Origin of the sequence: Sphingomonas sp. IW22 (assembly GCF_041321155.1) — a bacterium.
Lineage (GTDB): Bacteria > Pseudomonadota > Alphaproteobacteria > Sphingomonadales > Sphingomonadaceae > Sphingomonas.
This window is the reverse complement of record NZ_JBGGWB010000001.1, coordinates 1316794-1342574: the sequence shown is the minus strand read 5'-3', so window position 1 is coordinate 1342574 and position 25781 is coordinate 1316794. Positions and strand designations below refer to the sequence as shown.

Genomic DNA, 25781 nt, shown 5'->3' with positions numbered 1-25781 from the left:
CGATCGCCCTTCGATACAAAATTCTGCATCGTCCAGCCCTCAGTTCGCTGCGCCGGGGTTCTTGAAGCCGCCGCGATGGTCGATCACGCCCGCGCCGAAGTCCATGTAGATGCGATACTTCTGGCCAAGCACGTCCCAGCCTTGCTCCTGATCCATCTTCGGACCCGGATTGCTGTCGAGATATGCGTGCTCGAAAACTGGCGCGGATCCGGTTCCCGCGAACACGTACCAAGCGTTGCCGGTCAGACGCACGTCAATCAGAGGCTTGAGCTTGCCGGCAAAGGCGTTCACCTCGCCGATGCTAGTCGCGGCGACGTTGGCCAGCAGCTGGTCGATCAGCGTTTCCAGCTTGGGACTGGCAACGATGTACTCCGGAACCACGTTAAGCGGCGTGATACCGTCCAGGTCCGTCTGGCTGCGCATGGCGAGGCGAGCGCTGCCGAGCGTCGACACGCTCGGCAGCGCGCCGGCGGGCGCAAGGTTGCCGTGCGCCGCCGCGAATAGCGGCTGCCCGTCGGCCATGACCGGATTGCCGTTCAGCAGCTCGGCGAACAGCGACGCTTCCGTCTCGGCAGCCGCGCGCGCCATGATCCGGATGGGATCGCCGAACGCGCCTAAGTCGTCGTTGATAATCGCCTGACGGCTTAGCGCGAACTGCTTGGCGAAGGTGCGAAGCTTGTAGCCCTCTTTGCGGGTGCGGAAGCTGCCATGCTTGATTTCGCCACTTTCCAAGACCTCTTCGAGCTTGCCGAAACCGGATAGCTCGATGCCGGAGATTTCCCGGAAGTCCCGCGCCGTGCGCTGCCGGCTAACCTGCTTGAGCGGCGATGCGGCCGCCTCGAAAACGTGCAGCAGGAACCGGTCGCCAGCGCCGAGCAGCAACTCGGGAAAGTCGCTGGTCGTCAGCATGCCGCCACCACCGCCACGGGAGTAGACATCGGCGAGCACCCCCGAATGGCCGCGATTTGAGTTCCAGGCGGCAGCCTCGAGGACCTCGTTCGGCCCCATACGATTGACGCCCCGCGCTCCAGCCCGCTCAAGCATTTCGCCGGCCAGCTGTACCATCGACAGCCCCATGAACTGACGCGCTTGTTCTGTCGGCGCGGTGCCGCTCATCCGAGCAAAAATCGCATCCTCTATGCTGCGCGCGTGAAAGTCAGGATTGTCCATCGTCCGATTGCCGCCACCGATAATCAACCGCGCCACGGGGCCAAGGCCGTGATGAAAGGTGACCCCGCCATTGGCAATCCCGGCGGCATCATTGCGCTGTTTCTCGCCGAGAATCTTCAGAACCGCCGACGATGCCTGCTTCTGTGTCACACCGCGTTCGGCGAGTTCCAGGGCAAGCTCTGACCGAAGATGCGGTTCGATTTCGGTCGCGTAGCCGACGAATTCGCGCAACCACGCGATCGGCGCAGGCTGGCTATCATCAAGCCGGACATCCTGATCATCATCATCCTCAGCAATCGCCGGAGCGTGCGCAGGTGTAACGGAACGGCGTGAGAAGCGGGAGAATAAGCCGTTGGACATAAATTTTGCCTCCGAAGGGGAAAGGTTGCGAATGCGGCAAGGGGATAAGGACGAAGGGGCTGATCGGACCTGCGCGCCAGCGTCGAGCGGCACGGGTACGAAGCTCACCTCGTTGGGCTCCCAGTCGACCGCCCGATAAAGGGGGCGCTGATTGGCGCTGCGCGTCACGTCATAGGCGTGCACCGTATAGCCAATCGACAGGTTGCGGATGATACCGGCGGCGATGTCAGCAACGATTGGTGCAAGGTCGGACCGCTCCGAAAGCTTCAGCGTCGCGATGCCCTGTCCGCGAACCATTCGTGCGCTTCCCGGGACGACAATACCGATCTGATCGCCAAGCGCGCCGCGCTTATGTGCGTTCAGCACCGGAGCGCCGGCGTTCAGGCGATCAAGGCGAACATTGGTCGACCCGGTCGCCAGCTCTTCGTCAACGAGGCCGCCCTCTTCCCAAATGAACTGATGTCCGCGCGCGCCCGTCGTCCAGACGACATCAATCGTGCGATCTTCGGCGTTCCAGCTTGTCGGCTGCAGCTGCGCCGCGCGCGTCGTGGCGGGGAGGGGGATCTTACGCTCGGCGAGCTGCGCTTCCGGGACGCGCGGCAGAAGCCGATCGATCAGCCGCGCGGCCTCGCTGCGCGTTGCGATTGCCATCGCACCAGAGCCTCCATGCCGGCGGGAATTGGGTAGGTAATTGCTCATGCGAACATCATCCCCATCGGATCGCGCAACCGACAGGGTGCGTATGCGGCCAAATGCGGCCACGTGAGGCCATATGCGGTCATTCCGCCGCTTCGGACCGCTGGCGACACCCGCGCTGCAATTCGATTAGCTGCTCCATCGTGTAGCGGATGCGCCCGCCAGGCGTGACATAGTGACCCACCTTTCCGGCTTCCCGCCACCGCCGCAACGTGCGCGGCGACACGCCCACAATACGAGCCGCCGCTTTCTCTCCGAAGTCGAACAAGCCGGATGGTGAGTAATTCATGCCGATAGTCCATCAGGTGAACAGTTCAGTTCACAAGGTTCAAAAAGAAAACATGCGCTTGAACGGTGAACCTGCGCGCTTAGCCCCACCGCAATAGGCGGCGGCACCGGGGAAGGACCCGTTGGGGTCAGTGCTTGGTCGCTCCGGCGTCTTGCTTCGACGCTTCCCAGGTCGCGAACGTCTCGTTCATCATCAACCGCATCAGTTGGGCAGCGCCATCGTCCCCGAATGTGCGCTGGAGGATGGTCGCGGCGGCGCGCATCAGCCCTGTTACCGCGTCGGCAGGATGCTCCGTTGCGTCTACCGCGATCAGGGCCAGGTCATGGGCGAGCTTTGCCCCGCGATCAGGCATTTTCACTCTCCACCCGGAGCGAGATCGAAGCCTTCCTTTTGAGCGTATCCATGATTACCGTGCTGATCGCCGCTGCATCGTTGGGCGCCGCGATCAGCGACGCTGCGTGGATAAGGATTGCGATCTGATCGATCGGTGCAGGTGCAACGCGGCCGATATGCGCGACGATGGCTTGTGAGGCTAAGCCGTGCTGTCCGGGATTCATCATCGGCCAGCTCCGCCTTCAACGCATTTTCTCTTCATCATTTTAGACCTCTTTCTAAATGACGGACAAACAGACGTGTTATGAAAGCTTCGCACATGCGCCCGCGCCCGCCTTATGGGCTTTCCCCTTATTGCTATCCGTTATGTCTGTTTTGTCCGTCATCCGCGCATTTCTGCGGCTTTCAGCGACGGACGATTGACTGACAAACGGACGATTTTGCGGAGAGTTGGGCGAACCGAATTTTGTGCTGACCTCGATTTAGTCTCTTCGAAGTGGCTTGGTTCACGAAATGACGGACCATTAGGGGCAAATGTCCGTCATATGTCCGTCATTCGGCCAAACGTAGGGTGCGGCGCGCTGCTGCCACTGGATCACGAGCATCTCTGCCCGCGATAACTTCATGACGAAGCTCCAAGAGCGCCGCGAGAAGAGCGTCGACCCTCTGCAATAGAGCATCCGCCGACGCGAACGCTGTCGCCCCGCCGACTACGCCCCCAAGCCCAGTGCGAAGGCTGTCTGGTACGTCGGGGAAGTCGCTTGAAAACCCGACGTCAGCGTAATGGACGCCATTGGACTGGATATGGCGATGACCGAGCAGCGCCATCATCTTACGAAGCTTGCTGAACGTGATCCCCGGTTCACCAGCGGATGCAGCCCAAGAAGCATATGCTTCGAAAATCGCTCGGCTACTTAGACGCGATCCGACGACGCGCCGCAGCTGTGCACGATAGAAGCGCTCGAAACCGGGCGGCAGCGCAATTGGAAGGGTTGCTGACTCCACTTGGAAGGGCATTGGAAGCGTCATAGAGACCTTGCCTTTTGTTTCGGATATGCGCGAAAACGGCAGATTTCCGGGCATTTCCAGCATTTTGATTTGATAGCTTTTGGAAGCTTGGAAGGGTTGGAAGGGTTATTGGGTATGTTCCTACGTGCGCGCACAGGCGCACACGCGCGCCCGCATACGTGCGAGGGGTACGCGCAACCCTTCCAACCCTTCCAACGACGCAGATTTGCTGGCTTTTGACCCTTCCAGCCACGGTTCCAGCCGGAAGGGTTGACCCTTCCACGGCGAGGCGAAGGCGTCGCGTCGGCCGGGTGCGGGCCGGAGGCGGGATGCCCGCAACGGTTAGCCAAAACCAATTCGCAGATAACGGAAATCCGCCAATCATGTCGAGCGGGTAGCCAAGCTAAGGCGTTGAAAGACGTATCTTTGTCACACCCACGCGGGGCATCCAACACCGGACCATCCCACATCGTCATCGAAAGCATGCGGCACGCCCTGATCGAGCAGGCGCGCGTATCGAACCGCGTCAAACGCGCTGCATCATAGGTGATTCGCGAAAGGGGATAGGATGGTGGGTCCGCCGGGGCTCGAACCCGGGACCTCTCGATTAAAAGTCGCTTGCTCTACCGACTGAGCTACGGACCCGCACCATTACGCCGGACAGGGCCAGCGTGCGCGCCCACCTAGGGGCGCAGAAGGCCGGGGTCAACCGGGCGGTGTCGCCCAAGGCGTGCGCGCAATTGCGCCAGCCTCAGGCCTGTCACCGGATCGCGCCAGCGCGGCGCGATGCGCGCGGCGGGGCCAAGGACGAAGTCGCGGGTGCGAAAGGCCATGTGCGGCACCGTCAGTCGCCTGTTCGCGAATCGGCCCCCCGACCACAGGATGATGTCCAGATCGATCACGCGTGTGCCCCAGCGGCGCCCCGCGCGGCGACCGAAATCGCGCTCGATCCGCTTGAGTGTGGTCAGCAGCGCATCGGGTAAGAGGTCGCTTTCAAGCAGCAGCACCGCATTGGCATAGCGGCGGATCGACGGACCGATGGGTGCGCTGTCGATCATCGGCGACATTGCGGTTACGCGTCCCGGCAGCACGCCGGCGGCCGCGCGCAGCGTATTCGCGGGGCGGCCGTGGCGACCCGGCCGGTTCGAGCCGAGCGCGATCAGATAGGTTGCATGGCCCACGCCCACGCGCCTATCGCCGCATGATGTTCGCGCCAAGCCCCATCCCCGATACCGAGCCGCCGCGCGATTGCCCGCGCTGCCCCCGCCTGGTCGCTTTCCGAGAGGCGCTGCGCGTCGAATATCCCGATTGGTGGAATTCCCCCGTCAACGCATTCGGCGATTCCCAGGCATGGCTGGGCATTGTCGGGCTGGCACCGGGCAAACATGGCGCCAATCGCACCGGGCGGCCCTTTACTGGCGACCATGCCGGCGTGCTGCTGTTCGATACGCTGAAGAAATTCGGACTTGCCGAGGGTGAGTATCTGGCGCGGCCCGATGATACGCTGGCGCTGAAAGGCGCGATCATCATCAACGCGGTCAAATGCCTGCCGCCCGAAAACAAGCCGACCCCGGAGGAAATCCGCACCTGTCGCCCGTTCCTCGAAGGACAGATCGCCGCGCTGCCCAGTCCGCGCGTGTTCGTGGCGCTGGGCCAGATCGCGCACCAGTCGGCGGTCAAGGTGCTGGGCGGCAAGCTGCCCAAGGCCAAGTTCGGGCATCTGGCCGAACACCGCATGCCCGGCGGACAGGTGCTGATCGATAGCTATCATTGTTCGCGCTACAACCAGAACACCGGCCGACTGACGGCGGAAATGTTCGAGGCGGTATTCGCCCGCGCCCTTGAGGTTCGCGAAGGGCTTTAGGTCGGGGTATCACAACCGACCTCGCGGGACGCGGTCCTCCTTAGGCCTGGCAACTGGTCGCGCACGCCTTCCGATGTGAAGGCGGGGGGGCCGGTTGTCCGGCCCTCCCGCCCGGCATCAGTCCTTCAGATTGGCCGGTACCGCACCGCCACTCTTGCTCAGTTCGCGCATCACCGCCTGGTGCAACCAGATGTTCATTTCCGCGCTGCCGTCGGTCGCGCCCTGATAGCCGAGTTCGGTCGCCAGCTCCTTACGGTTGGCAAGGCTGGAATCGAGGTCGAGCAGCTTCATCAGGTCGACGATCGACGTTTTCCAGTTGAGGTCGGGATTACCCTTGGCCTGGGCAATGCGTGCGATTGCCGTTTCAGGATCGACGGGTGCCGGTGCTGCGGGCTGGGCCGGGGCAGGCGTCGGTGCCGGCGAGGGTTTCGGCGCAGGCGCCGCACTTGGCTGCGCCGGCGCGGGCCGGGGCGACGCTTGCGGTGCGGCCGGGGGAGCAGCGGGGCGGTTGTTGCGGTTGCCGAGATAATTGTCGCTCAAGGGGCCGCCGCTGCCGAAAATGGCGGTCTTGATCTTGCCCAGGATGCTCATGGTGGGTTCCTTGTGATTGCGCGCCGTCAACGCCTTGGCAGCGTGATAGCTCCGGGACAGCGATGGGCGGCGCTTGGTGCCAACGCGCCCTTTTTGGACCGCGCCTCGCGCGATCGATCAGAAGGCTGGCGACTGCGCATGTTGGCGCACGGCGGCGCACTCACGGTTTTTGGCACGCCAGCAGGATTTATTCGCATCCGCGCATGGGGCGAAAGCCCGCGGCCCGGATTTACGGGGCTAAGGCCCAGTGCGGGGCCGGCTTTGGGCCGTGGCAGGAGAAAAGCGGCGGGCGGTGCATTGAGGGGGGCATGACCCCGTTTCGCCTGTTCGCCGCGCTGTCGCTGACATTGCCCGCCGCCTGTAACGCCGCGCCCCAGCCTCAGCCGCCGGCACCCGCCCAAGCCGAGCGGACGGCGGCGACCACCGGCCTGGACCCCGCGATGCTGGAGCGCACGGTTCAAGCCGCCTCGCGCCTGCCGCGCATCCGGTCGATGATCGTGATCCGGGACGGGCGGGCGTTGGCCGAACATCGCTTCAACGGTGGGCCCCCGCTCGGTCGGGCGGTCAACATCAAGTCGGCGTCCAAATCGGTAATGTCCGCGCTGGTGGGCATCGCCATCGCGCGCGGCGTGCTGAAGGGAAAAGAGCAACCGGTGCTGTCGGTTTTGAAAGCGGATGCGCCCGCCGATCCCGATCCCCGGCTGGCGCGTGTCACGGTCGGCAATCTGCTGTCGATGCAGGCGGGGCTGGATCGCACGTCGGGGCCGAATTACGGGCGCTGGGTGACCAGCTCCAACTGGGTGCGATATGCGCTGGCGCGGCCGTTCGTCGATGAGCCGGGCGGGCGGATGCTGTATTCGACGGGCAGCACGCACCTGTTATCGGCGATGCTGACCAGGGCATCGGGGCGCACGACGCTGGCGCTGGCGCGAGACTGGCTGGCGGAGCCGCTGGGCATTACCATTCCGGCATGGTCGCGCGATCCGCAGGGGATTTACTTCGGCGGCAACGAAATGCGCGTCAGCCCGCGCGGCATGGCGCGTTTTGGCGAGTTGTACCGGCTGGGCGGCGTGATCGACGGCGAGCGGATCGTGCCCGCCGAATGGATCGAACAGAGCTGGACCCCGCGCACCGTGTCGCCGTGGAGCGGACAGCGTTACGGCTATGGCTGGTTCATCGGCGACATGCGCGGCCATCCGGTGCGCTTTGCCTGGGGCTATGGCGGGCAGATGATCTACATCCTGCCCGATCTGAAGCTGACGGTCGTGATGACATCAGACGCCACCGCCGCGCGGGAGGGCGGCCATATCGACGCGCTGCACGCGCTGGTCGCCGACGGCATCGTCCCCGCCGCCGAGCGCGGGGAGCCTCAGACTCCCTCGTCGCCCTGATAGCGGATTTGCAGGTAGCGCCCGCGCGTGGCCAGCAGGTCGAGATCGCCCTGCGCCAGTTGCGCCGTCATCGTCGCGATTTCCTGATCGATGACACGCAGCCCCTCGACCAGTTGCGCGTCGGGCGTCTGGCCGTTGCGTTCGGTGCCGCGTAGCGGTTCGGGCACGCGGCGATAGCTGTTGACCAGTTCGGGCAGCTGTTCGGCCACCAGCTTTCGCACTTCCGCCGCGGCCGGTTCGCGGTCGTCGATGCGCTCCAGCTGCGGTGCCAGCGTCTCAAGCTTCACCCCGATCGAATCGACCAAAGTGCGTGCCGGGGCGGGCAGGGCCAGGCGTTGTCCCTCCAGCCATTGTTCGGTTTGCAGCGGCAGCGCCTTGATTGGCGTTTCCGCGAGCTTTTCGGGCGTCGGTGCTGTGTCGGTCCGGGCTAAGGCGATGACCAGCGTGGTGGCGACAAGCAGCGCCATGACGATCATCGCGCCGACCGCGCCCAGCGGCACGAACGATCCGATGACCAGCGCCAGCGCGATGATAATGCCATCGGCCAGCGCGATCGCGCCGACCCGGCGGACGATCGTCCCCTCCCGCCGTCGGCGGCTGCGCTGCGACAGGCTGGAGCGGCGCGACCGGGCGCGCTCCAGTGCTTCGCTGGCGCGGGCAATCTGTTCGTCGACCTGGCTCACAGCGCCTCCAGCCGGAATGCCTGACCGCCGCCGCCCGCATTCTGGGCGGCCCCTTCGGCACGGGCGATATAGCCCTTGGATCGCTCGACTTCCTGACCCAGCGTGTTGACGGTGGTCTTCATGCTGTCCAGCGCCTTCAGCTTGAAGCTGTCGATCGCGTCCATCGTGTCATAGATGTTCTGGAACGCGCGTTGCAGCGTCTCCAGCGGGATGGTCGAGCTGGCCGATTGTTCGTGAATCTGCGCCGTCTGCGATTTCAGCAGATTCCCGGTCGATTCGATCAGCCCAGCCGTCGTGGTGTTCAGCGCGGTGATCTGTTCCAGAACCAGCTTCTGATTGGTCAGCGCCTGCGCCACCGTCACCGCCGTGCGAAGCGCGGAGACGGTGGTGGTCGACGCGCGGTCGACGCCCTTTACCAGCTCGACATTGTTCTTCTTGACCAGATCCAGCGCCAGATAACCCTGCACCGTCACCGCCATCTGCGTCAGCAGGTCCTGGGTGCGCTGGCGGGTGTAGAAGAGCGCGGTTTCGCGAATCGCCTTTGCCTTGGCCGGATCGCTGTGGTCCAGTTCGTTCGCCTTGTCCTCAAGCCGTTGGTCCATCGCCTTGGACAGGTGGATCATCTGTTCCAGCCGGCCCATCGCGGTCCACAGGTTCGCGCGTTCGGTGTCGATGGCGGCATTGTCCATCAACAATTCGTCCTTGCCCGATTGCAGGCGCTTCAGGATCGCGGCGATATGGCTCTGCGCGGACTGATAGCCCTCGAAATAGTCGCGCATCTTGTTGCCGAAGGGCAGGATGCCGAACAGCTTCTTGCGCGTCATCAGGTCGCCGCGCGCGCCGGGATCGAGATCCTCTACCGTGCGGCGCAGCGCCAGCAGGTCGGCGCCGACGCCCGATTCCTGATCCATCGCGCGCACCGGCCGGTCGAGAAAGCGGTTGGACTGGCCCGCCGCGTCGCGGATTTCCTTGTTGCCCATCGCCGCGATCGCATCGACACGCTTGCCGAATTCGGGCGAGTTCACATCCTGCGCCACCAGATCGTCGATGAACGCATCAACGCGCGCGTCCAGTTCGGACTTCTTGCCTTCATCCACCGGCACCAGCCCGGCGGCCTGCGTCGGCGCGACCGGCGGCACCGGGTCAGGCGGCGTCAGCTTGAGCGCAGGTTCGGCAGTCGTCGTGTCGGTCGCCATTCAATCCCTCCAAGCGGCTTGAACACGACGATGACCGCGTTCGCGCCGGGCTTCAACTGTATTAGATAATCAACACACCAGCATAGGCAAGCCATTCGCCGGGCGGCGTCGCCAAATGACGATTGCACGCACGCCCGGCGATGCCCAGATAGACGTTGCATGACGGTCGTAGCGGCAACTCTCTATCGCGCGGGCAAGGTGGTGGGGCCGGTCGCGCTCGACGACATGCCCGAATGTCACGGTGACGATGAATTCGTCTGGATCGGCCTGTTCGAACCGGATGAAAAGGAGCTGCGCATCCTGGCCGAACGCTATCACCTGCACCCATTGGCGGTGGAGGATGCGGTCAAGGCGAACCAGTTGCCAAAGATCGACGTTTACGGCGAACAGCTGTTCGTCGTCGCCCGCACCGCGCATCTGGACGGCGATCACATCCGCTACGGCGAAACCGCGATATTCGTCGGCAAGCACCATGTCATCAGCGTGCGCCACGGATCGGCGCGGGCGCACACCACGCTTCGCCGCGATCTGGAGGCCGCGCCCGCCATGCTTCGTCGCGGCACCGATTATGTGCTGCACGCCATTCTGGATTTCATCGTCGACGGTTACCTGCCGATCGTCGATCAGGTCGAGGAATGCGTGCTGGAGATCGAGAAATCGACGCTGGACAGCTTTCTGGACCGCGAACAGGTCGGGCGCCTGTTCACCTTTCGCCGGCAGCTGATCCGCTTCCAGCGCAATATCGCCGCGATGGGGGAAGTGGTGGGCAAGCTGGTCAATCTGGACCTGCCGTGTATCGACAGCGACATCCGCCCCTATTTCAAGGATGTGCTGGACCATGTCCGCCGGGTCGAATCAATGACCGCGACGCTGCGCGAAGTGCTGGGCCAGGTGTTCGAAGTGTCGAACCTGCTCGAACAGCAGCGACAGGGCACGATCACGCGCCAGCTGGCGGCATGGGCCGCGATACTGGCGGTGCCGACGGCGATCGCGGGCATTTACGGCATGAATTTCGATTACATGCCCGAATTGCGGGTCCGCGGCGCCTATTTCATCGTGCTGGCGGTCATCGCGGTGCTGTGCGGGACGCTTTATGCACGGTTCAAGGCGCTGAAATGGCTGTGACCGAAAACGAAGTGCTGGCACGCATCGCGCGCGGTGTGTCGGCGGTACCCGCGGCAGAGTGGGATGCATGCGCCGGGGCGGGCAATCCGTTCCTGTCCCACGCCTTTCTCTCGATCCTCGAACGCTCGGAATCGGTGGGCGGGCGCAGCGGCTGGACGCCGCTTCCGATCATCGTCGATGGTGCCGATGGCCGCCCGGCGGCAATCGCGCCTGCTTATGCCAAGACGCACAGTCAGGGCGAATATGTGTTCGACCATGGCTGGGCCGACGCATGGGAGCGCGCCGGGGGCAATTATTACCCCAAGCTGCAACTCGCCGTGCCCTTTACCCCCGTGCCGGGCCCGCGCCTGTTGCTGCGTGAAGGGGCGGATGCCGCGCCGCTGATCGCCGCGATCGAGGCGGTGGTGGACCAGAATGGCCTGTCATCGGCCCACGCGACGTTTCTCGACGAAGCGCAACTGCCCGCGTTCGAGGCGGCGGGGTGGCTGGTGCGGCAGGGGGTCCAGTTCCACTGGGCCAATGACGGCTATGCCAGCTTCGGCGATTTCCTCGCCGCGCTGGCCAGCCGCAAGCGCAAGACGCTGCGCAAGGAACGCGCGGCGGCGGTGGAGGGGCTGACGATTCGCCACCTGAGCGGGGCAGAGCTGACCGAGGCGCATTGGGATGCCTTCTGGACATTTTACCAGGACACTGGCGCGCGCAAATGGGGGCGCCCCTATCTGACGCGGTCCTTTTTCTCGCTGCTGGGGCGGGAGATGGGCGACCGGGTGCTGCTGATCCTGGCGGAGCGGGACGGGCGGCCGATTGCGGGGGCGCTGAACCTGATCGGCGACGATGCGCTTTATGGCCGCTACTGGGGCTGTACCGAGGACGTGCCCTTCCTGCATTTCGAGCTGTGCTATTATCAGGCGATCGACGCCGCGATCGCGCGCGGGCTGGCGCGGGTAGAGGCCGGGGCGCAGGGTGAACACAAGCTGGCGCGCGGCTATGCGCCCGTCGCCACATGGTCGGCGCATTACATCCCCGATCCGTCCTTTCGCCGCGCGGTGGCCGATTTCGTCATGCGCGAACGCCTGGCCATCGAGCAGGAGGCCGAGTTTCTGGGCGAAATGACGCCGTTCAGGAAGTCCGGTTGAGCGCGTTGATCGCGTTCACCCGGTCGCGCATTTCCGGACCGTAAGGCCCCAGATCCTGCATCATCAGTTCGGGCGCGCGCGCGCGGTCGTCGACGCGGAACAGCGCGCTGGTGCCGCTGCGCCACACGGGGATCAACCCGGCTTCAAGCCTGCGGTGATAGGCGGGCGGCTGGACCACCCAGACATAATCGAACGCATCGCGCGGGAATCGGACCAGGCTGACCGCGATCGGCCGCCACCATTCGCGCGCGCACTTAACGTCGGTGACGATCTGCGACGGATCATGGTTGAACCCGCGCGCGCCGGGATAGCGGACCGTCAGCAGCTGTGCCCCGGCCATCGACCATTGATCGTTCGAATAGGCCAGCTTTCGTGACAGGGCGATGCCGGGAATATGCTCCAGCCGCGACATCGTCCATTCATAGCGGCAGGTTTCCCCGACAAAGGTCAGCAGCCGGGCGCCTTCGGGCAGGTGGTCCAGTGCCGCCAGTTCCCGGTCATAGCTGCGGTCATAGAGCCAGAAGCTGTAGGTCGTGGCCGCGATCCGGGCACCGAAAAAGGTCAGGCCCGCCGCCGCCAGCAGCGCGGCATGGCGCACCGTCGCGCCCGGTTTGGGCCGCAGCGCCAGCAGCGCGATTCCCAGTACAAAGGGCGCCAGACGCATATCGGCATAGGCAGAGCCGAACACGATGCGCGGCAGCACCAGATAGACCACCAGCAGGAACAGCGCCGAAATCGTCAGGTGGCGCGAATATTCGATGCGCGGATGGCGTGCGCCATACACCATGACCAGCAACGACGCGGCCAGCGTCGCCATGTCGAACAGTTCCCACCGATCGCGAAAGATCATGGTGAACCACTGCATCTTGGCGCGCCAGTTGAACCAGTCGCCGGTGGTGCCGCCGACATGCCCGCCCGAGCGCCATGCCAGCATCAGCATCACTGGCGGGAACAGCGAGAGGCAATGCACCCCCGCCCAGAACGGCGCCTTCCACCAGCGATCGCGCCAGTTGGTGTGCATGTCCCATTGCCGGATCAGCTCGCCGGAAAAGGCCAGCACGCCCAGCAGGCCCCAGCCATAGGTATGGCAGACCCAGATGATGAGCCCGATCGGGACGAACAGCGCCGCACGCAACCGCAGCCGGTTCACCCGCGCCAGATGTAGCCACAGGCCAAAGGCGTTGAGCGCAAGGCCCATCGACAGGGCGAAGTTCACAAAGCCGAAATGCAGCGGAAAGCTGTAGACAATGGGTAGCGCGAACAACGCTGTCGCCGGGATGCGCCCATGCACTTCGCGCGCGATCCACAGCAGACCCGTGGCGATCAGCACGGGAATCGCGATGACGATCAGCTTGACCGCCGGTTCCAGCCCGATCAGCGGCTCCAGCGGCTCGATCAACAGGTCGATGCCCAGATTGCCGATCAGCTGCCAGTCGAAATTATACCAATGGGCCAGCCATGGCACCTGATCATGGGCCAGCTGCACCCGGTAACGGCCCATATGACCCGGCAGGTCGACCAGCGGCGGGATGTCCGGCCACAGCAACGGGATCGCCGCGACCAATGCCATCGCCGCGACGAACCAACGTGTCTGCCACCACCGAAGCGGCAATGCCCCCGAACCCTGCATCCGCGGCCTTCTAGCGGCGAGACAGGGGCGGCGACAAGCGGGCGTGGTGCCGGTTCGCCGCATTGCCCATGGTCGGGCGAGATCGGTATGGCGGCGGCATGATCTTTCTTCCCCGCCGCCTGGCCATGTTGTTGATCGTCGCGACGCTTGGCGCATGTACGCCTGCCCGCATCGCGACTGCCACCCCGCCGGCGCCGTTGGGTCAGCAGGTGCGCGCGATGCTCGATTCGCCGGATCTGGCGGGTACGCGATGGGGCGTGCTGGTCGTCAACGATCAGGGCCGCGAGATTGTGGCCATCGACCCGGACCGGCGCTTCGTGCCTGCGTCGAACAGTAAGATACCCGCCGTCCTCGTCAATCTGGCATCGTTACTACCCGAACCCATGGGCACGGCCGTTGCGATCGACGGCGGCGATGCGGTGTTGATCGGCGCGGGCGATCCATGGCTGTCGGCGGCGCCCGATTGCACGCGCGACTGCCTGTCCAGCCTGGCCGATGCGGTCGCGGCGCGGACACGCAGGGTACGCGACGTGATCGGCGACGACAGCCTGTGGCGCGACGAACGATGGGGGCAGGGGTGGAGTTGGAACAACCTGACCGCGCGGTCGGGCACGGCGATCTCGGCGCTCAGCCTGGATGAGAATGTGGTGACGCTGACCGTGACCGGCGGCGGGGTGGGCGCCCCGGCGGCCGTCCGCGCCAGCGACGACTGGTATGAAATCGACAACCGGGTGACGACGGCTTCCGCCACGGCCCTGTCGGTATCGCGGCTGCCTGGTGAGCGGCGGCTGGTGGTGTCGGGCACGATTGCGGCCAGCGGCGGCCCGGCGACGCTGGTGCAGGCGGTCGACGATCCCGCACATTGGGCCGCGCACCGCTTTGCCGCGATGCTGCGCGCGCGCGGCGTTCGGGTGACCGGGCGGATATGGGCGCGGCATCGCCAGCCGGGCGCGGCGGCACCATCGTCGCTGGTGCCGCTCGCCCGCCTCGATCCGCCAGCGCTGGACGAGACGCTGGCGCGCACGATGAAGGCCAGCCAGAACCTGTTCGCAGAAATGCTGTTGCGACGTGCGGGCGACGGTTCGGCAGAGGGCGGGCTGGCGCGATATCCCGCGCTGTTCGCGGCGGCGGGTGCGCCGCGCACCGGATGGGACTTTGCCGATGGGTCGGGCATGTCAAACTACAACCGCCTGTCACCACGCGCCTCGGTGGCGCTGCTGCAATGGGCTGCGCGTCAGCCATGGGGCGGGCGCTGGCAATCGGCACTGGCGGTCGGCGGGGTGGATGGCACGCTGGCACGGCGGTTCCGGGGCACCGCGCTTGAGGGGCGTGTCCGGGGCAAGACCGGCTCGCTGGCTGGCGCATCGGCGCTGTCGGGCTATATGACCGCGGCCAGCGGACGCACGCTGACATTCGCGATCTTTGCCAACGACATGCCCTTTGCCGCGGCCAGCGTTACGCCGGACATGGACCGCGCGCTGCTGGCAATCGCCGCCGCGAACTAGGCCGCGTCGAACGCCGCGATCACCGCATCGCCCGTCGCCCGGCGCAGCGCGGCGATGCCGCTGTCGCTGTGGCGGGTGGGATGCACGCGATTGGTCAACAGGGTCCAGCCCAGCCCCCGCTCGAAGTCCAGCCACAGGCCCGTGCCCGTAAAGCCCGTATGCCCGATCGTCGTGTCCGAACAGGCATCGCCCCCCGGCCATCCCGGTACATGCCGCTCCCAGCCGCAGGTGCGGGTCGGCGACACGCGTTCGCGCATGGCGTGGATCGCCGCTTCCGAAGCGCCGCTGCCGTCGAGCAGGCTTTGCGCGAAATCCAGCACGCCGTCGACCGTCCCGAACAGCCCCGCATGACCCGCCGCGCCGCCCAGGGCAGAGGCGTTTTCGTCATGCACCTCCCCCTTCAGCATCCGGTCGCGCCACATGCAGTGTTCGGTCGCGACGCTCAGCGCCGCGTCGGGGCGCCAGGCCAGACCCGGCGGAAACAGCATGTGATCAAGCGGTAGGCCGGTCAGCCGCTCGATGGCGATGCCCAGCAGGATGAAGTTGATGTCCGAATAGACGGGCGGCCCCGCGCGCCATTCGCGCTGCAGAACAAAGGCGCGCAGCCGTCGCGGATCGTCGCCATAGGTATAGATCGGCTGCACCGCCGGAAAATGCGTCTGGTGCGACAGGCACTGGCGAAAGGTCACGCGCCGCTCGACCGCGCCGGCGACGTCATATTGGCGCAGGTCGGGAATGGCGTCGGCAACCGGCCGGTCGAGGTGCAGCGCCCCTTCGTCCGCCAGCCGCAGGATCGCGGGCGTGGTGGCAATCACCTTGGTCAGCGAGGCAAGGTCGAACCAGTGCCCCAGGGTCAGCGTCTCTCGCCACGGTTCGATCTGGGCCGATCCGGTCGACACCAGCGCCCGCTGGCCATCGGCGGTGATCAGCCCCAGCGTCGCGCCCGGAATGCGGTAGGCGGAAATGGCGCGCGCCGCAGGGGCAAAGGCCGTGGCGGCGATGTCTGCTAAACGGTTCATGCCGCTACCTCCCTTGGCTGCGCGCGCAGGACGACCGGCAACAGGATGATTGCCGACAGGCTCAGCGCGCCCGACAGCAGGAAGAACGCCGGATAGCCGATATCGGCTGCAATTGCCCCGGCACTGCCGCCGATCAGGCGCGGCAACAGAAAGGCAAAGCCCGACAGTAATGCATATTGCGCCGACGCAAATCCGGGGTTCACCAACAGCGACAGGTACACGACGAACACCGTGGCGGCGAAGCCGTTACCGAACTGGTCGGCGGCGACGGCTGCATAGAGGGCGAACCTCTCCTGTGGCTGCGTACCCAGCCAGGCAAAGGCGAAATTGCCCAATCCGGCCAGCAGGGCCCCCAACGCCAGCGTTCGCCCCGCCGACCAGCGCGAGGCGAGCCAGCCGCCAAGGCCGACGCCCGCGATGCTGGCCGCCAGCGCGACCACGCCGTCGGCCACGCCAATCGCCCGCAGCGAATAGCCCAATGTGTTGACGAACGGCTTGGACAGGGTGAGCGCCAGCACGTCACCCATGCGATACAGCGCTACAAAGGCCAGGATCGCCAGCGTGGCAAAGCCGTAACGCCAGAAGAAATCGACATAGGGGCCGATTGCGCCCGACCGGCGCGCGGGGGCGTCGGGCGCCATGCGCCGGATCGCCGGTATGGCGAGCGCCATGGCGGCAAAGGGCAGCATTGCCGCAGCCAGCACCCAGGGCGTGACATTGGTGGAACTGCTCAACCCCGTCGCCGTGAACAGTGACAGCGCGAGCCATCCCACCGCGGCAAGAAGCAGCGCGACCGCCGCGAACATTGCTGCCACGGCCAGCGTTCCCGTTGCCAACGCCACGACCCGCCCGCCGCCGCGTTCGGGGGGCGTGGCCGCGATCAACAGGAACGCCGCTCCCGCGACCGCCGCCATCGCCAGATAGCCTGCGACCCAGCCCGCCCGGTCCGCGATCAGCAGAACGCCCGATCCCGCACCCACCATGGCCGCGCGATAGCCCCAGATATTGGCCGCGACGATCGGTCCCTGCATCGCCGCGTCGCCCGCCACCTCGATACGCCAGCCATCGGCGGCGATTTCCAGCATCGTCGTCCAGAAAGCCAGCAGCACGGCCCAGAGCGCCGTCAGCGCCAAGCTGCCGTCGGGATGGGACAGGGCCAGGCCAACGATCGCCGCGACGATGCCCAGTTGCGATGCCATGATCCATCCGCGCCGCCCGCCCCATGCGCGGGCAAAGCCGGGCACGGCGAACCGGTCCACCAGCGGCGCCCACAGGAACTTGAACGTCGGCAGCAACCCGACCCAGGCGAAGAACCCGATCACGGTCAGCTCGACGCCATTACGCGCCAGCCGCAAGGAGAGGATCGACGAAAACAGGTAAAAGGGAAGGCCCGCGCAGAAACCGATCAGGCCGAACAGCATCAGCAGCCGGGCTGATGGTCGGTGGTCGCCCCGATGCGTATCGATCTCGGCCATTGCCCCCGCCACCATTGGAGGGACGGCTTAGGCGGGGGTCCGGGAAAAGCCAAGCGAGAGAAATGGTTACCGCAAAATATGCATCCACATCGGCTGCCCGACCAGGCTGGCCGATCCGCGCAGCTTTTCCAGCGCCTGTGCCACGCAGCGTTCCGGCCCTTCATGCGTGACGATGGTCACGATCACCGCGCCGTCGGTCATTGCGCCGCGCTGGATCAGGCTTTCGATCGAAACGCCTGCGTCGCGCATGGCGGCGGCGATTTCGGCCAGCACGCCCACCTTGTCCACGACCGTGAAGCGCAGATAGGCCCGCCCGCGCCGTTCGCCCGTATCGGCGGGCGCCTGTGCCGCCAGGCTGGCCGACGGCATGGCATAGGCCGGGCCGAATTCGCCGCGCGCAATGTCGATCAGGTCGGCGACCACCGCACTGGCGGTCGGGCCATCGCCCGCGCCCGCGCCCTGGAAGAACAGGCGACCGACGAAATTGCCCTCCGCCACCACGGCGTTGGTGGGGCCGGTGACATGCGCCAGCGGATGATCGACGGGCACCAGATGCGGGTGGACGCGCTGGAACAGGCCGTTGGCATCCGCTTCACCCACGCCCAGCAGGCGCACGCGGTAACCCAGTGCCGCAGCCTCGGCGATGTCGGCGGCGATGACGTGGCGGATGCCGGTCACCTTCACGTCGTCAAAGGCCGGGCGCGTTCCGAACGAGATGCTCGACAGGATCGACAGCTTGTGCGCGGCATCGACGCCGTCAATGTCGAAGCTGGGATCGGCTTCGGCAAAGCCGTTCGCCTGTGCCTCTGCCAGTACCTCGGCAAAGTCGCGGCCCTCGGCCTCCATGCGGCTGAGGATGAAATTGCAGGTGCCGTTCAGGATGCCATAGACGCGCGCAATCTCGTTCGCCGCGGCACCTTCGCGCAGGCCCTTGATGACGGGCACGCCGCCCGCCACCGCCGCTTCGAACTTCAGCGCGACATCGGCTGCTTCCGCCGCTTCGGCCAGCTCCAGTCCGTGATGCGCGATCATCGCCTTGTTGGCGGTGACGAAGCTCTTGCCTGCGGCGATGGTGTTGCGGGCAAGCGCCAGCGCCGGGCCGTCCGACCCGCCGATCAGTTCGATGACCACGTCGACGCCGTCATGCCGCCCCAGCGCGACGGGATCGTCGACCCAGTCGAAGCGCGCGATATCGGCGCCGCGATCCTTGGCACGGTCGCGCGCGGATACCGCCACGACCTCGATCGGGCGGCCCGCGCGCCGTGCGATCAGCGCGCCATTGGCATCGATCAGGCGAATGACGCCCGCCCCCACAGTGCCAAGGCCAGCAATCGCAACGCGCAACGGTTCGGTCATCAAATTACCCTCCACGCGGGGGCGGCTAGTCGATTCTTGCGTGCGTGGAAACCCCCGGCGGGGTCGTTACTTCTTGATCAGCCCGATCTCGACCAGCCGTTCATACAGATAATCATGGGCGGTGATCGGCTCGGGATAGCGGTTGGGCCGTTCCGCCGAAATGCAGCCGGGCAGCGTCTTGATGACGAAATCGGGCGCGGGGTGCAGGAAGAAGGGCATGGAGTAACGCGAATGGCCGCGCCGCTCCACCGGCGGGTTAACGACGCGGTGCGTGGTCGACGGCAGGACGTGATTGGTCAGGCGTTGCAGCATGTCGCCGACATTGACCACCATCGCGCCCTCCGGCGGCTTGACCGGCAACCAGCGCCCGTCACGGTCCAGCAGTTCAAGACCCGCTTCCTCCGCGCCGAGCAGCAGGGTGATCAGGTTGATATCCTCATGCGCCCCCGCGCGGACATTGGGCGCATCTTCGGTCACGGGCGGATAGTGGAGCAGGCGCAGGATCGAATTGCCGTCCGCAACGGCGGTATCGAACCAGTCGGGCGCCAGACCCAGATAGCGCGCGATTGCTGACAACAGCCGCTCGCCCGCGCGGTCGAACGCGGTGAACAGTTCGATGAAGGTATCGCGGAACCCCTTCGGCTCGTCGGGCCAGATATTGGGAGCCATCACGTCGGAAAAGCGGTGCCCGGCGGCCAGTTCGCGGCCGATATGCCAGAATTCCTTCAGGTCGACATGGCTGGCGCCCTTGGCGATTTCGGTCTTGAACGGCGTATAGCCGCGCGCACCGCCGCCGCCGGGAATGAACCAGCCGCGCTTTTTCTCTTCCGGCAGGGCGAACAGCGCCTCGGTCATCGCCCATGCGCGGGCAATCAGCGCATCGTCGATGCCGTGGTCGCGCACGATCGCAAAGCCGTAACGCTGGAACGACTCTCCGAAATTGCGCGCGAATCCTTCGGGATCGGCTGTCTGATCGGCGAGCGAGACGGGGCGGATATCGGCAAGCGGTGAATCGAGCATGGCGGCGCCTGAATGTCTTTCGGATTGAATTTGACGTGATGCTGCCAAGATAGGGGCTCGGGCGGTGCGGCGGCAAGTCGTGCCGCTATTCGTATGCGTTACGCATATTCGGCGTGACGGACGCGATTCCCGCGTTAAGGAAGCCCGATGCAGCAACACCAGCCCCCGACGTCGCTTGACCGCGCGCCCATTCCCTTTGGCGAATTCGTCGCGTTGGCGGCGGCGCTGATGGCGCTGACCGCGCTGGGCATCGATTCGATGCTGCCTGCCCTGCCCGCGATCGGGGACAGTCTGGGCGTCGGCAATCCCAATGACCGGCAATTCGTCATCACCAGCTTCTTGATCGGCTTCGCAGTCGCGCAGTTGGCGCATGGGCCGCTTTCCGACCGGTTCGGGCGTCGCCCGATCCTGGGCGTCGCGTTGCTGATTGCGGTGGTGACGAACCTTCTGGCCGCGGTGGCGGGTAGTTTCGAATTGCTGCTGATCGCGCGCTTCATGTCGGGCATGGCAGTGGCGGGCGCGCGCGTGGTGACGGTGGCGATGGTGCGCGACTGTTTCGCGGGCCGGGCGATGGCGCGGGTGATGAGCCTGGTGTTCGTCGTGTTCATGGCCGCGCCCGTGCTGGCACCGGCATTTGGACAGATTGTCTTGCTGTTCGCGCCATGGCGCTGGATTTTCGTCGGCATTGCAACGGTCGCCGGTCTGGTTCTGGCGTGGTTCTGGCTGCGCATGCCCGAAACGCTCGCTTTCGATAAGCGCAACCCGCTGGACCCGGCGCACATCCTGTCGGGATTCCGGGAAGTCACGCGTGACCGGATGGCGATGGGTTACATGCTGGGTGCCACGCTGTTGCAGGGCGGCCTGTTCGGTTTCATCAATTCGATCCAGCAGATCATGGCCGACATCTTCGTCGCGCCGCATCTGCTCAGCGTCGTTTTTGCTTGCGTCGCCAGCACGATGGCGGTGGCCAATTTCATGAATTCGCGCGTGGTGATGCGCTTTGGCACGCGTTTGATTTCGCACAGCGCACTGACGGGGCTGATCGTCGTGGCGGCGATCCACCTGGGCGTCGCACTGGCCGATGCCGAATCGCTGCCGCTGTTCATTGTCCTTCAGGCTTTGCTGATGGGCTGTTTCGGACTTGCGGCGTCCAATTTCTTGGCCATGGCCATGGAGAATATGGGGCGGATCGCCGGACTGGCCTCAAGCTTTCAGGGCTTTGTCTCCACGCTGGGTGGCGCGTTGCTGGGGGCGGCGATCGGTCAGGCCTATGACGGGACGACGGTGCCGCTGTATGGCGGGTTCGTGGCGTTCGGCGTGGTGGCCTTCATCATCGTCGCGATTGCGGAGCGCGGACGGATGTTCCGCCCGCACTGACGGGAACGCGAAGCCGCACTGGTCCGTTAGCGCCTCCACCAAACCAGCAGGAGGTCGAGATGGGCGGACATCGCGTGCCCGAACAGGGTCCGAACGACGACGGTTACGAAGAAGACGGCTATGACGAGAGCCAGCGCGCCGAAATCCTGGAAGCGACGCGCGACGGGCCCAGCGACGGCACGGTCCTGACCGATGTCGCCCCCGATCTGGGCGACGACGACAGCGACGAGGAAGAGGACGAGATCCTGATGGCCGATGACGAGATCGGCGAGACGGACGACGACGCCGAACTCGACGAAGACGATCTGGACGAGGATGAGGCTCAAGCCGATTTCGACGACGACACCCTCGAAAGCGAGGATGGCGACGACGATCTGGACGATGGTGACCGCACGTCGATCCAGCCCTGAACGCGGGCCTGAACGCGGGGTTGACGCGCCCGCACCGGCTTGGGCAGGTTGGCGGGTAATGAACAGCATGCGCGCCATCGCCATTGCCCTTCCCCTGATGCTCGCCGCCTGTGGGGGCGAGCCGGGGGAGGGGGATCCGGCCGGCAACACCACCTCGACCGCCGGTGGCGCGTTGATGCCCATGAATGAGGAAGCAGTGCTGGCGGACAATGCCGCGCTGGAACCCCTGCCCGAACCGCCCGCCAATCTGGCCGCAGAGGACGCGGCGATGCCGGGCATCGACGCGCCGCCCAATCTGCATCGCAATCGACCGGCCGCCACCCCGTCGCCCGAACCGGGCCGGGATGAAGCGGCACTGATTGTGCGCACCTATTATGTGCGGGTATCCAAGCGCGATTTCGCCGCCGCGCGCGCAATGTGGGACGATAACGGCGAAGCATCGGGCCTGTCGCCTGAAGCGTTCGCCGAACGCTTCAACCGGTTTTCGGAATTCGGCGCCGAAGTGGGAACGCCCGACGCCATCAACGCCGGGGCGGGGCAGCGTTATGTCGAAGTTCCCGTACGCCTGTTCGGGCGACTGAAGGGCGAGGAAGAGCCTTTCGAGCGGCGCGGTATCGTCACGCTTCACCGCACCGGTGACATAGAAGGGGCAACGCCCAAACAGCGTCGCTGGCGCATTGCCGGTGCCGAAGTTCTGCCCAGGCCCGAACCCCAGTCGCCCGATGCGACGCCGACACCAGAGCCCGAAACGCCGCCGATCGTGGTTGCCCGCTATGACTGTGCCAATGGTGCGCGGATCATCGCGCGGTTCGACAACAATGCGGGAACGGTGAAGCTGCGTCGCGGGTACCAGACGGTGGGGAGCCTGGAACAGGCGCGTGCCGCATCCGGCATCTGGTATCGTGGAGAAGGCGCGGAACTTCGTGGGAAGGGCGATCAGGTCGCCATTACATTCCCCGGTGAGCAGCCAATCCAGTGCCAGTCGCGCCCGCGATGACTCCCTTTCGCCGCGAAATCGTCGCGGGGCAGGGCGACATTGACGAACTGGGCCACGTCAACAATGCCGTCTGGGTCAAATGGATTCAGGACGTCGCCACCGCCCATTGGCAGGCAGTGGCTTCGCCCCACCATGTCGACCGCTATGTCTGGGTCGTGACGCGGCACGAGATCGATTATCGCGGCAATGTCCGCGCGGGGGAGGCGGTGACTGCCGAAACCTGGGTGGCAGACGCGCCGCGTGGCGCGCGGTTCGACCGGTTGATGCGCTTTGTCGGCGCCGATGGACGAGTGCGGGTCGAGGCGCGCACCACCTGGGCGTTGATCGAGCGTGAAAGCGGGCGGTTGATGCGCGTACCCGCCGATGTGGCGGCGCCCTTTCTCGACTGAAATCCCGATGTGAAAAGGGGCCGGACGTTTCCGTCCGACCCCTTTTCCGGTTCACCTCGCGGCGATCAGGCGCCGAACGTGCGCTGCCACCAGCCGCGACGCGGCTGTGCGTTTTCCTCACCTTCGCCCGGTGCTTCATTCTGCTCGGCGGATTCGGCCTGAGCGGTCGGGCCGGGGACAGGCGCCGCATCGGCCTCGGCCAGAGCTTCCGCTTCGGGGGCGGCTTCGGCGGGCGCAGGCTCGGCCTTTTTGCGACGGGTACGCTTGGGCTTGGGCGCTTCCGCTGCCGGTTCCGCAGGCGCTTCGCCCTCCGCTGCCGGTTCGGCCACGACCGCGTCGACCTTCTTGCGACGCGTGCGCTTGGGCTTTGCAGGCGCCGCTTCGGCTTCGGCCGCAGGCGCGCTTTCCGCTTCGGCGGCCACTGCGTCTTCGGCCTTCTCCGCGACCTTCTTGCGGCGTGTGCGCTTTGGCTTGGGTGCTTCGGCGACCGGCTCCGCCTCAGGAGCGGGCTCGGCCTCGGCAACCGGCTCGGCTTCAGGTGCGGGGGCAGCTTCGGCTGGCGTCACATCGTCCGCGACTGGTGCTTCGGCAGCCTCGTCGATTGCGGCGTCGTCTGTGCGTTCGCCGGTCGAGCTGTCGGCGGCAACCTCATCGCGACGGCCACCACGGCGACCACGGCGACGGCGCTTGCGGCGCTCGCCATTTTCGCCCGCGTCTTCACGCTCCTGCTCGACAGGCGCGGCCTCCGTCCCTGCTTCGGACTCGTCCTCAGCAGCTTCCGACGCGGCTTCGCTTTCGCTGTCCGGCGATTCCTCACGACCCTCTTCACGATCGCGATTGCGACCGCGGCGACCGCGGCGGCGACGACGCTTGCGGCGCCCGCCGCCTTCGCCCTCGTCCGCGCGTTCGTGACGGGGTTCTTCCTCGCGGGTTTCGGCTTCGGCCTCGACGGCTTCTTCCTCTTCCTCCAGCTCGTCGATCTCGTCGATCTCCGGCTCATCAGGCTCTTCGATGATCGGGTCGATGCGCGGCGCATGGGCGGGCGGCGGCCCGGCGGCCTCGACCGACATCCGCGCGCCCTCAAGCTCGCCATCGGCGGCGACTTCGACCGTCACGCCATAACGATCCTCGATCTCGGCAATGTCGGCGCGCTTCTTGTTGAGGACGTAGAAGGCGGCTTCCTGGCTGGCGCGCAGCAGCAGCTGCGACCCGCGACCGCGCGCGGCCTCTTCCTCGATCAGGCGCAGCGCCGACAGGCCCGCCGACGACGCGGTGCGGACCAGCCCCGTGCCCTCGCAATGCGGGCAGGTGCGCGTCGATGCCTCAAGCACGCCGGTGCGAAGGCGCTGGCGGCTCATTTCCATCAGACCGAACGCGCTGATCCGACCCACCTGGATGCGGGCGCGATCGTTTTTCAGCGCCTCCTTCATCGCCTTTTCGACCTTACGGACGTTGGACGAATGGTCCATGTCGATAAAGTCGATGACGACCAGCCCGGCCATGTCGCGCAGGCGCAGCTGGCGTGCGATTTCCTGTGCCGCCTCAAGGTTGGTGGCAGTCGCGGTCTGCTCGATATTGTGCTCGCGCGTCGAACGGCCGGAGTTGATGTCGATCGACACCAGCGCCTCGGTCGGGTTGATGACCAGATAGCCACCCGATTTCAGCTGAACGACCGGATGGTACATCGCCGCCAGCTGATCCTCGACGCTGAAGCGCTGGAACAGCGGCACGGCATCGGCATATTGCTTCACCCGGCGCGCATGGCTGGGCATCAGCAGCTTCATGAAGTCCTTGGCCTGACGATAGCCGTCCTCGCCCTCGACGATCACCTCGTCGATTTCGCGATTATAGATGTCGCGAATGGCGCGCTTCAGCAGGTCGCTGTCGCCATAGATCAGCGCCGGCGCCGCCGATTTCAGCGTGTTTTCGCGAATCCCGTCCCACAGGCGCGCCAGATAGTCGAAGTCCCGCTTGATCTCGACCTTGGTGCGCTGAAGCCCGGCGGTCCGCACGATGCAGCCCATGGTCGAGGGCAGCTTCATGTCGGCCATGATCGCCTTCAGCCGCTTGCGGTCCGCGGCCGACGAAATCTTGCGCGAGATGCCGCCGCCATGCGCGGTGTTGGGCATCAGCACGCAGTAACGGCCCGCCAGCGACAGATAGGTGGTCAGCGCCGCGCCCTTGTTGCCGCGCTCTTCCTTCACGACCTGAACCAGCAGCACCTGACGGCGGCGGATCACGTCCTGAATCTTGTAGCGGCGGCGCAGGTTCATGCGGCGCTGACGCAGTGCCTCCGCCGGGTCCTCGCCATTGCCCTTGCGGCGCTTGGGCGACGATCCTTCGCCCTCGCCGGTTTCGGCGTCTGCCTCTTCGTCGTCGCTGGGGCGTTCGACCAGCTCGACGTCGCCGTCCTCATCGTCGTCATGGTCTTCAGCGGCGCGCAGGGCCGCTTCCTCGGCGGCATGTTCGGCCTCTTCGGCCAACAGGGCGTCGCGATCCTCCTTGGGAATCTGATAATAATCGGGGTGGATTTCGCTGAACGCCAGGAAGCCGTGGCGATTGCCGCCATAATCGACGAACGCCGCCTGAAGCGACGGTTCGACCCGCGTTACCTTGGCGAGATAGATATTTCCCTTGAGCTGCTTGCGCTCGGCCGATTCGAAGTCGAACTCCTCGATCCGGTTACCCTTGACGACGGCGACGCGGGTTTCTTCCCGGTGCCGTGCGTCGATCAGCATGCGTGTTGCCATTCAAAACTCTC

The 25781-nt window shown here is 65.6% G+C and carries 24 protein-coding genes and 1 tRNA gene; 9 read left to right on the top strand and 16 right to left on the bottom strand.

Translation table 11 applies throughout. From position 1 onward, the window contains the following. Positions 1-39: 39 nt before the first annotated feature. The 7 genes from ACAX61_RS06750 to folK all read right to left on the bottom strand — a co-directional run bounded on the left by ACAX61_RS06750 (position 40) and on the right by folK (position 5037). Positions 40-2181, bottom strand: a complete 2142-nt coding sequence (locus tag ACAX61_RS06750; protein ID WP_370714010.1) for a prohead protease/major capsid protein fusion protein — start codon at positions 2179-2181, stop codon at positions 40-42. A gap of 127 nt (positions 2182-2308) precedes the next feature. Continuing rightward, a complete protein-coding gene (locus tag ACAX61_RS06745; RefSeq protein ID WP_370714009.1) occupies positions 2309-2515 on the bottom strand; it encodes a helix-turn-helix domain-containing protein in 207 nt (68 codons plus the stop codon). 127 nt (positions 2516-2642) lie between these two features. Then, positions 2643-2867, bottom strand: a complete 225-nt coding sequence (locus tag ACAX61_RS06740; RefSeq protein WP_370714008.1) for a hypothetical protein — start codon at positions 2865-2867, stop codon at positions 2643-2645. After that, the gene (locus ACAX61_RS06735; RefSeq protein ID WP_370714007.1) at positions 2860-3075 is read right to left on the bottom strand and encodes a hypothetical protein; all 216 of its coding nucleotides are present in this window, start codon (positions 3073-3075) and stop codon (positions 2860-2862) included. The genes ACAX61_RS06740 and ACAX61_RS06735 overlap by 8 nt, the downstream gene beginning before the upstream one ends. A 325-nt stretch (positions 3076-3400) precedes the next feature. Continuing rightward, positions 3401-3940, bottom strand: a complete 540-nt coding sequence (locus ACAX61_RS06730; protein ID WP_370714006.1) for a hypothetical protein — start codon at positions 3938-3940, stop codon at positions 3401-3403. A gap of 485 nt (positions 3941-4425) precedes the next feature. Continuing rightward, positions 4426-4501, bottom strand: a tRNA-Lys gene (locus tag ACAX61_RS06725). Between the two features lie 38 nt (positions 4502-4539). Continuing rightward, positions 4540-5037: a 2-amino-4-hydroxy-6-hydroxymethyldihydropteridine diphosphokinase gene (gene folK, locus ACAX61_RS06720; protein WP_370714005.1), complete on the bottom strand. Its 498-nt coding sequence runs from the start codon at positions 5035-5037 to the stop codon at positions 4540-4542. 20 nt (positions 5038-5057) lie between these two features. Between folK and ACAX61_RS06715 the strand changes: the two genes are divergently transcribed. Continuing rightward, on the top strand, positions 5058-5720 hold the full coding sequence (locus ACAX61_RS06715) for a uracil-DNA glycosylase (RefSeq protein ID WP_370714004.1): 663 nt from the start codon (positions 5058-5060) through the stop codon (positions 5718-5720). 117 nt (positions 5721-5837) lie between these two features. Here the strand turns inward: ACAX61_RS06715 and ACAX61_RS06710 are convergent, their stop codons facing one another. After that, on the bottom strand, positions 5838-6311 hold the full coding sequence (locus ACAX61_RS06710; protein WP_370714003.1) for a DUF3597 domain-containing protein: 474 nt from the start codon (positions 6309-6311) through the stop codon (positions 5838-5840). 308 nt (positions 6312-6619) lie between these two features. Here ACAX61_RS06710 and ACAX61_RS06705 point away from each other — a divergent pair, with 308 nt between their 5' ends. Beyond that, on the top strand, positions 6620-7702 hold the full coding sequence (locus ACAX61_RS06705; protein ID WP_370714002.1) for a serine hydrolase domain-containing protein: 1083 nt from the start codon (positions 6620-6622) through the stop codon (positions 7700-7702). Here the strand turns inward: ACAX61_RS06705 and ACAX61_RS06700 are convergent. Together ACAX61_RS06700 and ACAX61_RS06695 are read right to left on the bottom strand one after the other, a co-directional pair. Then, positions 7681-8385 carry a hypothetical protein gene (locus tag ACAX61_RS06700; RefSeq protein ID WP_370714001.1) on the bottom strand — a complete coding sequence of 235 codons (705 nt, stop codon included), beginning with the start codon at positions 8383-8385 and terminating at the stop codon, positions 7681-7683. The two genes, ACAX61_RS06705 and ACAX61_RS06700, sit on opposite strands and share 22 nt — an antisense overlap. After that, positions 8382-9581, bottom strand: coding sequence for a toxic anion resistance protein (locus ACAX61_RS06695; protein ID WP_370714000.1), 1200 nt, complete (start codon positions 9579-9581; stop codon positions 8382-8384). The genes ACAX61_RS06700 and ACAX61_RS06695 overlap by 4 nt, the downstream gene beginning before the upstream one ends. 159 nt (positions 9582-9740) lie before the next feature. Between ACAX61_RS06695 and ACAX61_RS06690 the strand changes: the two genes are divergently transcribed. Both ACAX61_RS06690 and ACAX61_RS06685 read left to right on the top strand, forming a co-directional pair. Next, positions 9741-10706 carry a magnesium and cobalt transport protein CorA gene (locus ACAX61_RS06690; protein ID WP_370713999.1) on the top strand — a complete coding sequence of 322 codons (966 nt, stop codon included), beginning with the start codon at positions 9741-9743 and terminating at the stop codon, positions 10704-10706. Further along, positions 10697-11842, top strand: coding sequence for a GNAT family N-acetyltransferase (locus ACAX61_RS06685; RefSeq protein ID WP_370713998.1), 1146 nt, complete (start codon positions 10697-10699; stop codon positions 11840-11842). Before ACAX61_RS06690 ends, ACAX61_RS06685 begins: the two co-directional genes overlap by 10 nt. Here the strand turns inward: ACAX61_RS06685 and ACAX61_RS06680 are convergent. Further along, complete coding sequence (locus ACAX61_RS06680) at positions 11826-13472, bottom strand: hypothetical protein (RefSeq protein ID WP_370713997.1); 1647 nt, start codon at positions 13470-13472, stop codon at positions 11826-11828. The two genes, ACAX61_RS06685 and ACAX61_RS06680, sit on opposite strands and share 17 nt — an antisense overlap. Positions 13473-13570: 98 nt before the next feature. Between ACAX61_RS06680 and dacB the strand changes: the two genes are divergently transcribed. Continuing rightward, on the top strand, positions 13571-14977 hold the full coding sequence (gene dacB / locus ACAX61_RS06675) for a D-alanyl-D-alanine carboxypeptidase/D-alanyl-D-alanine endopeptidase (RefSeq protein ID WP_370713996.1): 1407 nt from the start codon (positions 13571-13573) through the stop codon (positions 14975-14977). Here dacB and ACAX61_RS06670 read toward each other — a convergent pair. The 4 genes from ACAX61_RS06670 to ACAX61_RS06655 form a co-directional block, all read right to left on the bottom strand. Continuing rightward, positions 14974-15996, bottom strand: a complete 1023-nt coding sequence (locus ACAX61_RS06670; protein WP_370713995.1) for a serine hydrolase domain-containing protein — start codon at positions 15994-15996, stop codon at positions 14974-14976. The two genes, dacB and ACAX61_RS06670, sit on opposite strands and share 4 nt — an antisense overlap. Beyond that, positions 15993-17471: an MFS transporter gene (locus ACAX61_RS06665; RefSeq protein ID WP_370713994.1), complete on the bottom strand. Its 1479-nt coding sequence runs from the start codon at positions 17469-17471 to the stop codon at positions 15993-15995. Before ACAX61_RS06665 ends, ACAX61_RS06670 begins: the two co-directional genes overlap by 4 nt. A gap of 66 nt (positions 17472-17537) precedes the next feature. Further along, complete coding sequence (locus ACAX61_RS06660) at positions 17538-18827, bottom strand: homoserine dehydrogenase (protein ID WP_370713993.1); 1290 nt, start codon at positions 18825-18827, stop codon at positions 17538-17540. A 66-nt stretch (positions 18828-18893) separates the two neighbouring features. Continuing rightward, complete coding sequence (locus ACAX61_RS06655; protein ID WP_370713992.1) at positions 18894-19847, bottom strand: isopenicillin N synthase family dioxygenase; 954 nt, start codon at positions 19845-19847, stop codon at positions 18894-18896. A 147-nt stretch (positions 19848-19994) separates the two neighbouring features. On the opposite strand from ACAX61_RS06655, the gene ACAX61_RS06650 reads away from it, so the two are divergent. Genes ACAX61_RS06650 through ACAX61_RS06635 form a run of 4 tightly spaced genes read left to right on the top strand, consistent with a single transcriptional unit; the run spans position 19995 to position 23020 of the window. After that, the gene (locus tag ACAX61_RS06650) at positions 19995-21224 is read left to right on the top strand and encodes a multidrug effflux MFS transporter (protein ID WP_370713991.1); all 1230 of its coding nucleotides are present in this window, start codon (positions 19995-19997) and stop codon (positions 21222-21224) included. 59 nt (positions 21225-21283) lie between these two features. Further along, positions 21284-21634, top strand: coding sequence for a DNA primase (locus ACAX61_RS06645; RefSeq protein ID WP_370713990.1), 351 nt, complete (start codon positions 21284-21286; stop codon positions 21632-21634). Then, positions 21585-22631 carry an MliC family protein gene (locus ACAX61_RS06640; RefSeq protein WP_370713989.1) on the top strand — a complete coding sequence of 349 codons (1047 nt, stop codon included), beginning with the start codon at positions 21585-21587 and terminating at the stop codon, positions 22629-22631. The genes ACAX61_RS06645 and ACAX61_RS06640 overlap by 50 nt, the downstream gene beginning before the upstream one ends. Beyond that, entirely contained in the window at positions 22628-23020 is a 393-nt protein-coding gene (locus tag ACAX61_RS06635; protein ID WP_370713988.1) for an acyl-CoA thioesterase, read from the top strand. Before ACAX61_RS06640 ends, ACAX61_RS06635 begins: the two co-directional genes overlap by 4 nt. A gap of 65 nt (positions 23021-23085) precedes the next feature. Here the strand turns inward: ACAX61_RS06635 and ACAX61_RS06630 are convergent, their stop codons facing one another. Beyond that, positions 23086-25770, bottom strand: a complete 2685-nt coding sequence (locus tag ACAX61_RS06630) for an Rne/Rng family ribonuclease (protein ID WP_370713987.1) — start codon at positions 25768-25770, stop codon at positions 23086-23088. Between the last annotated feature and the right edge of the window lie 11 nt (positions 25771-25781).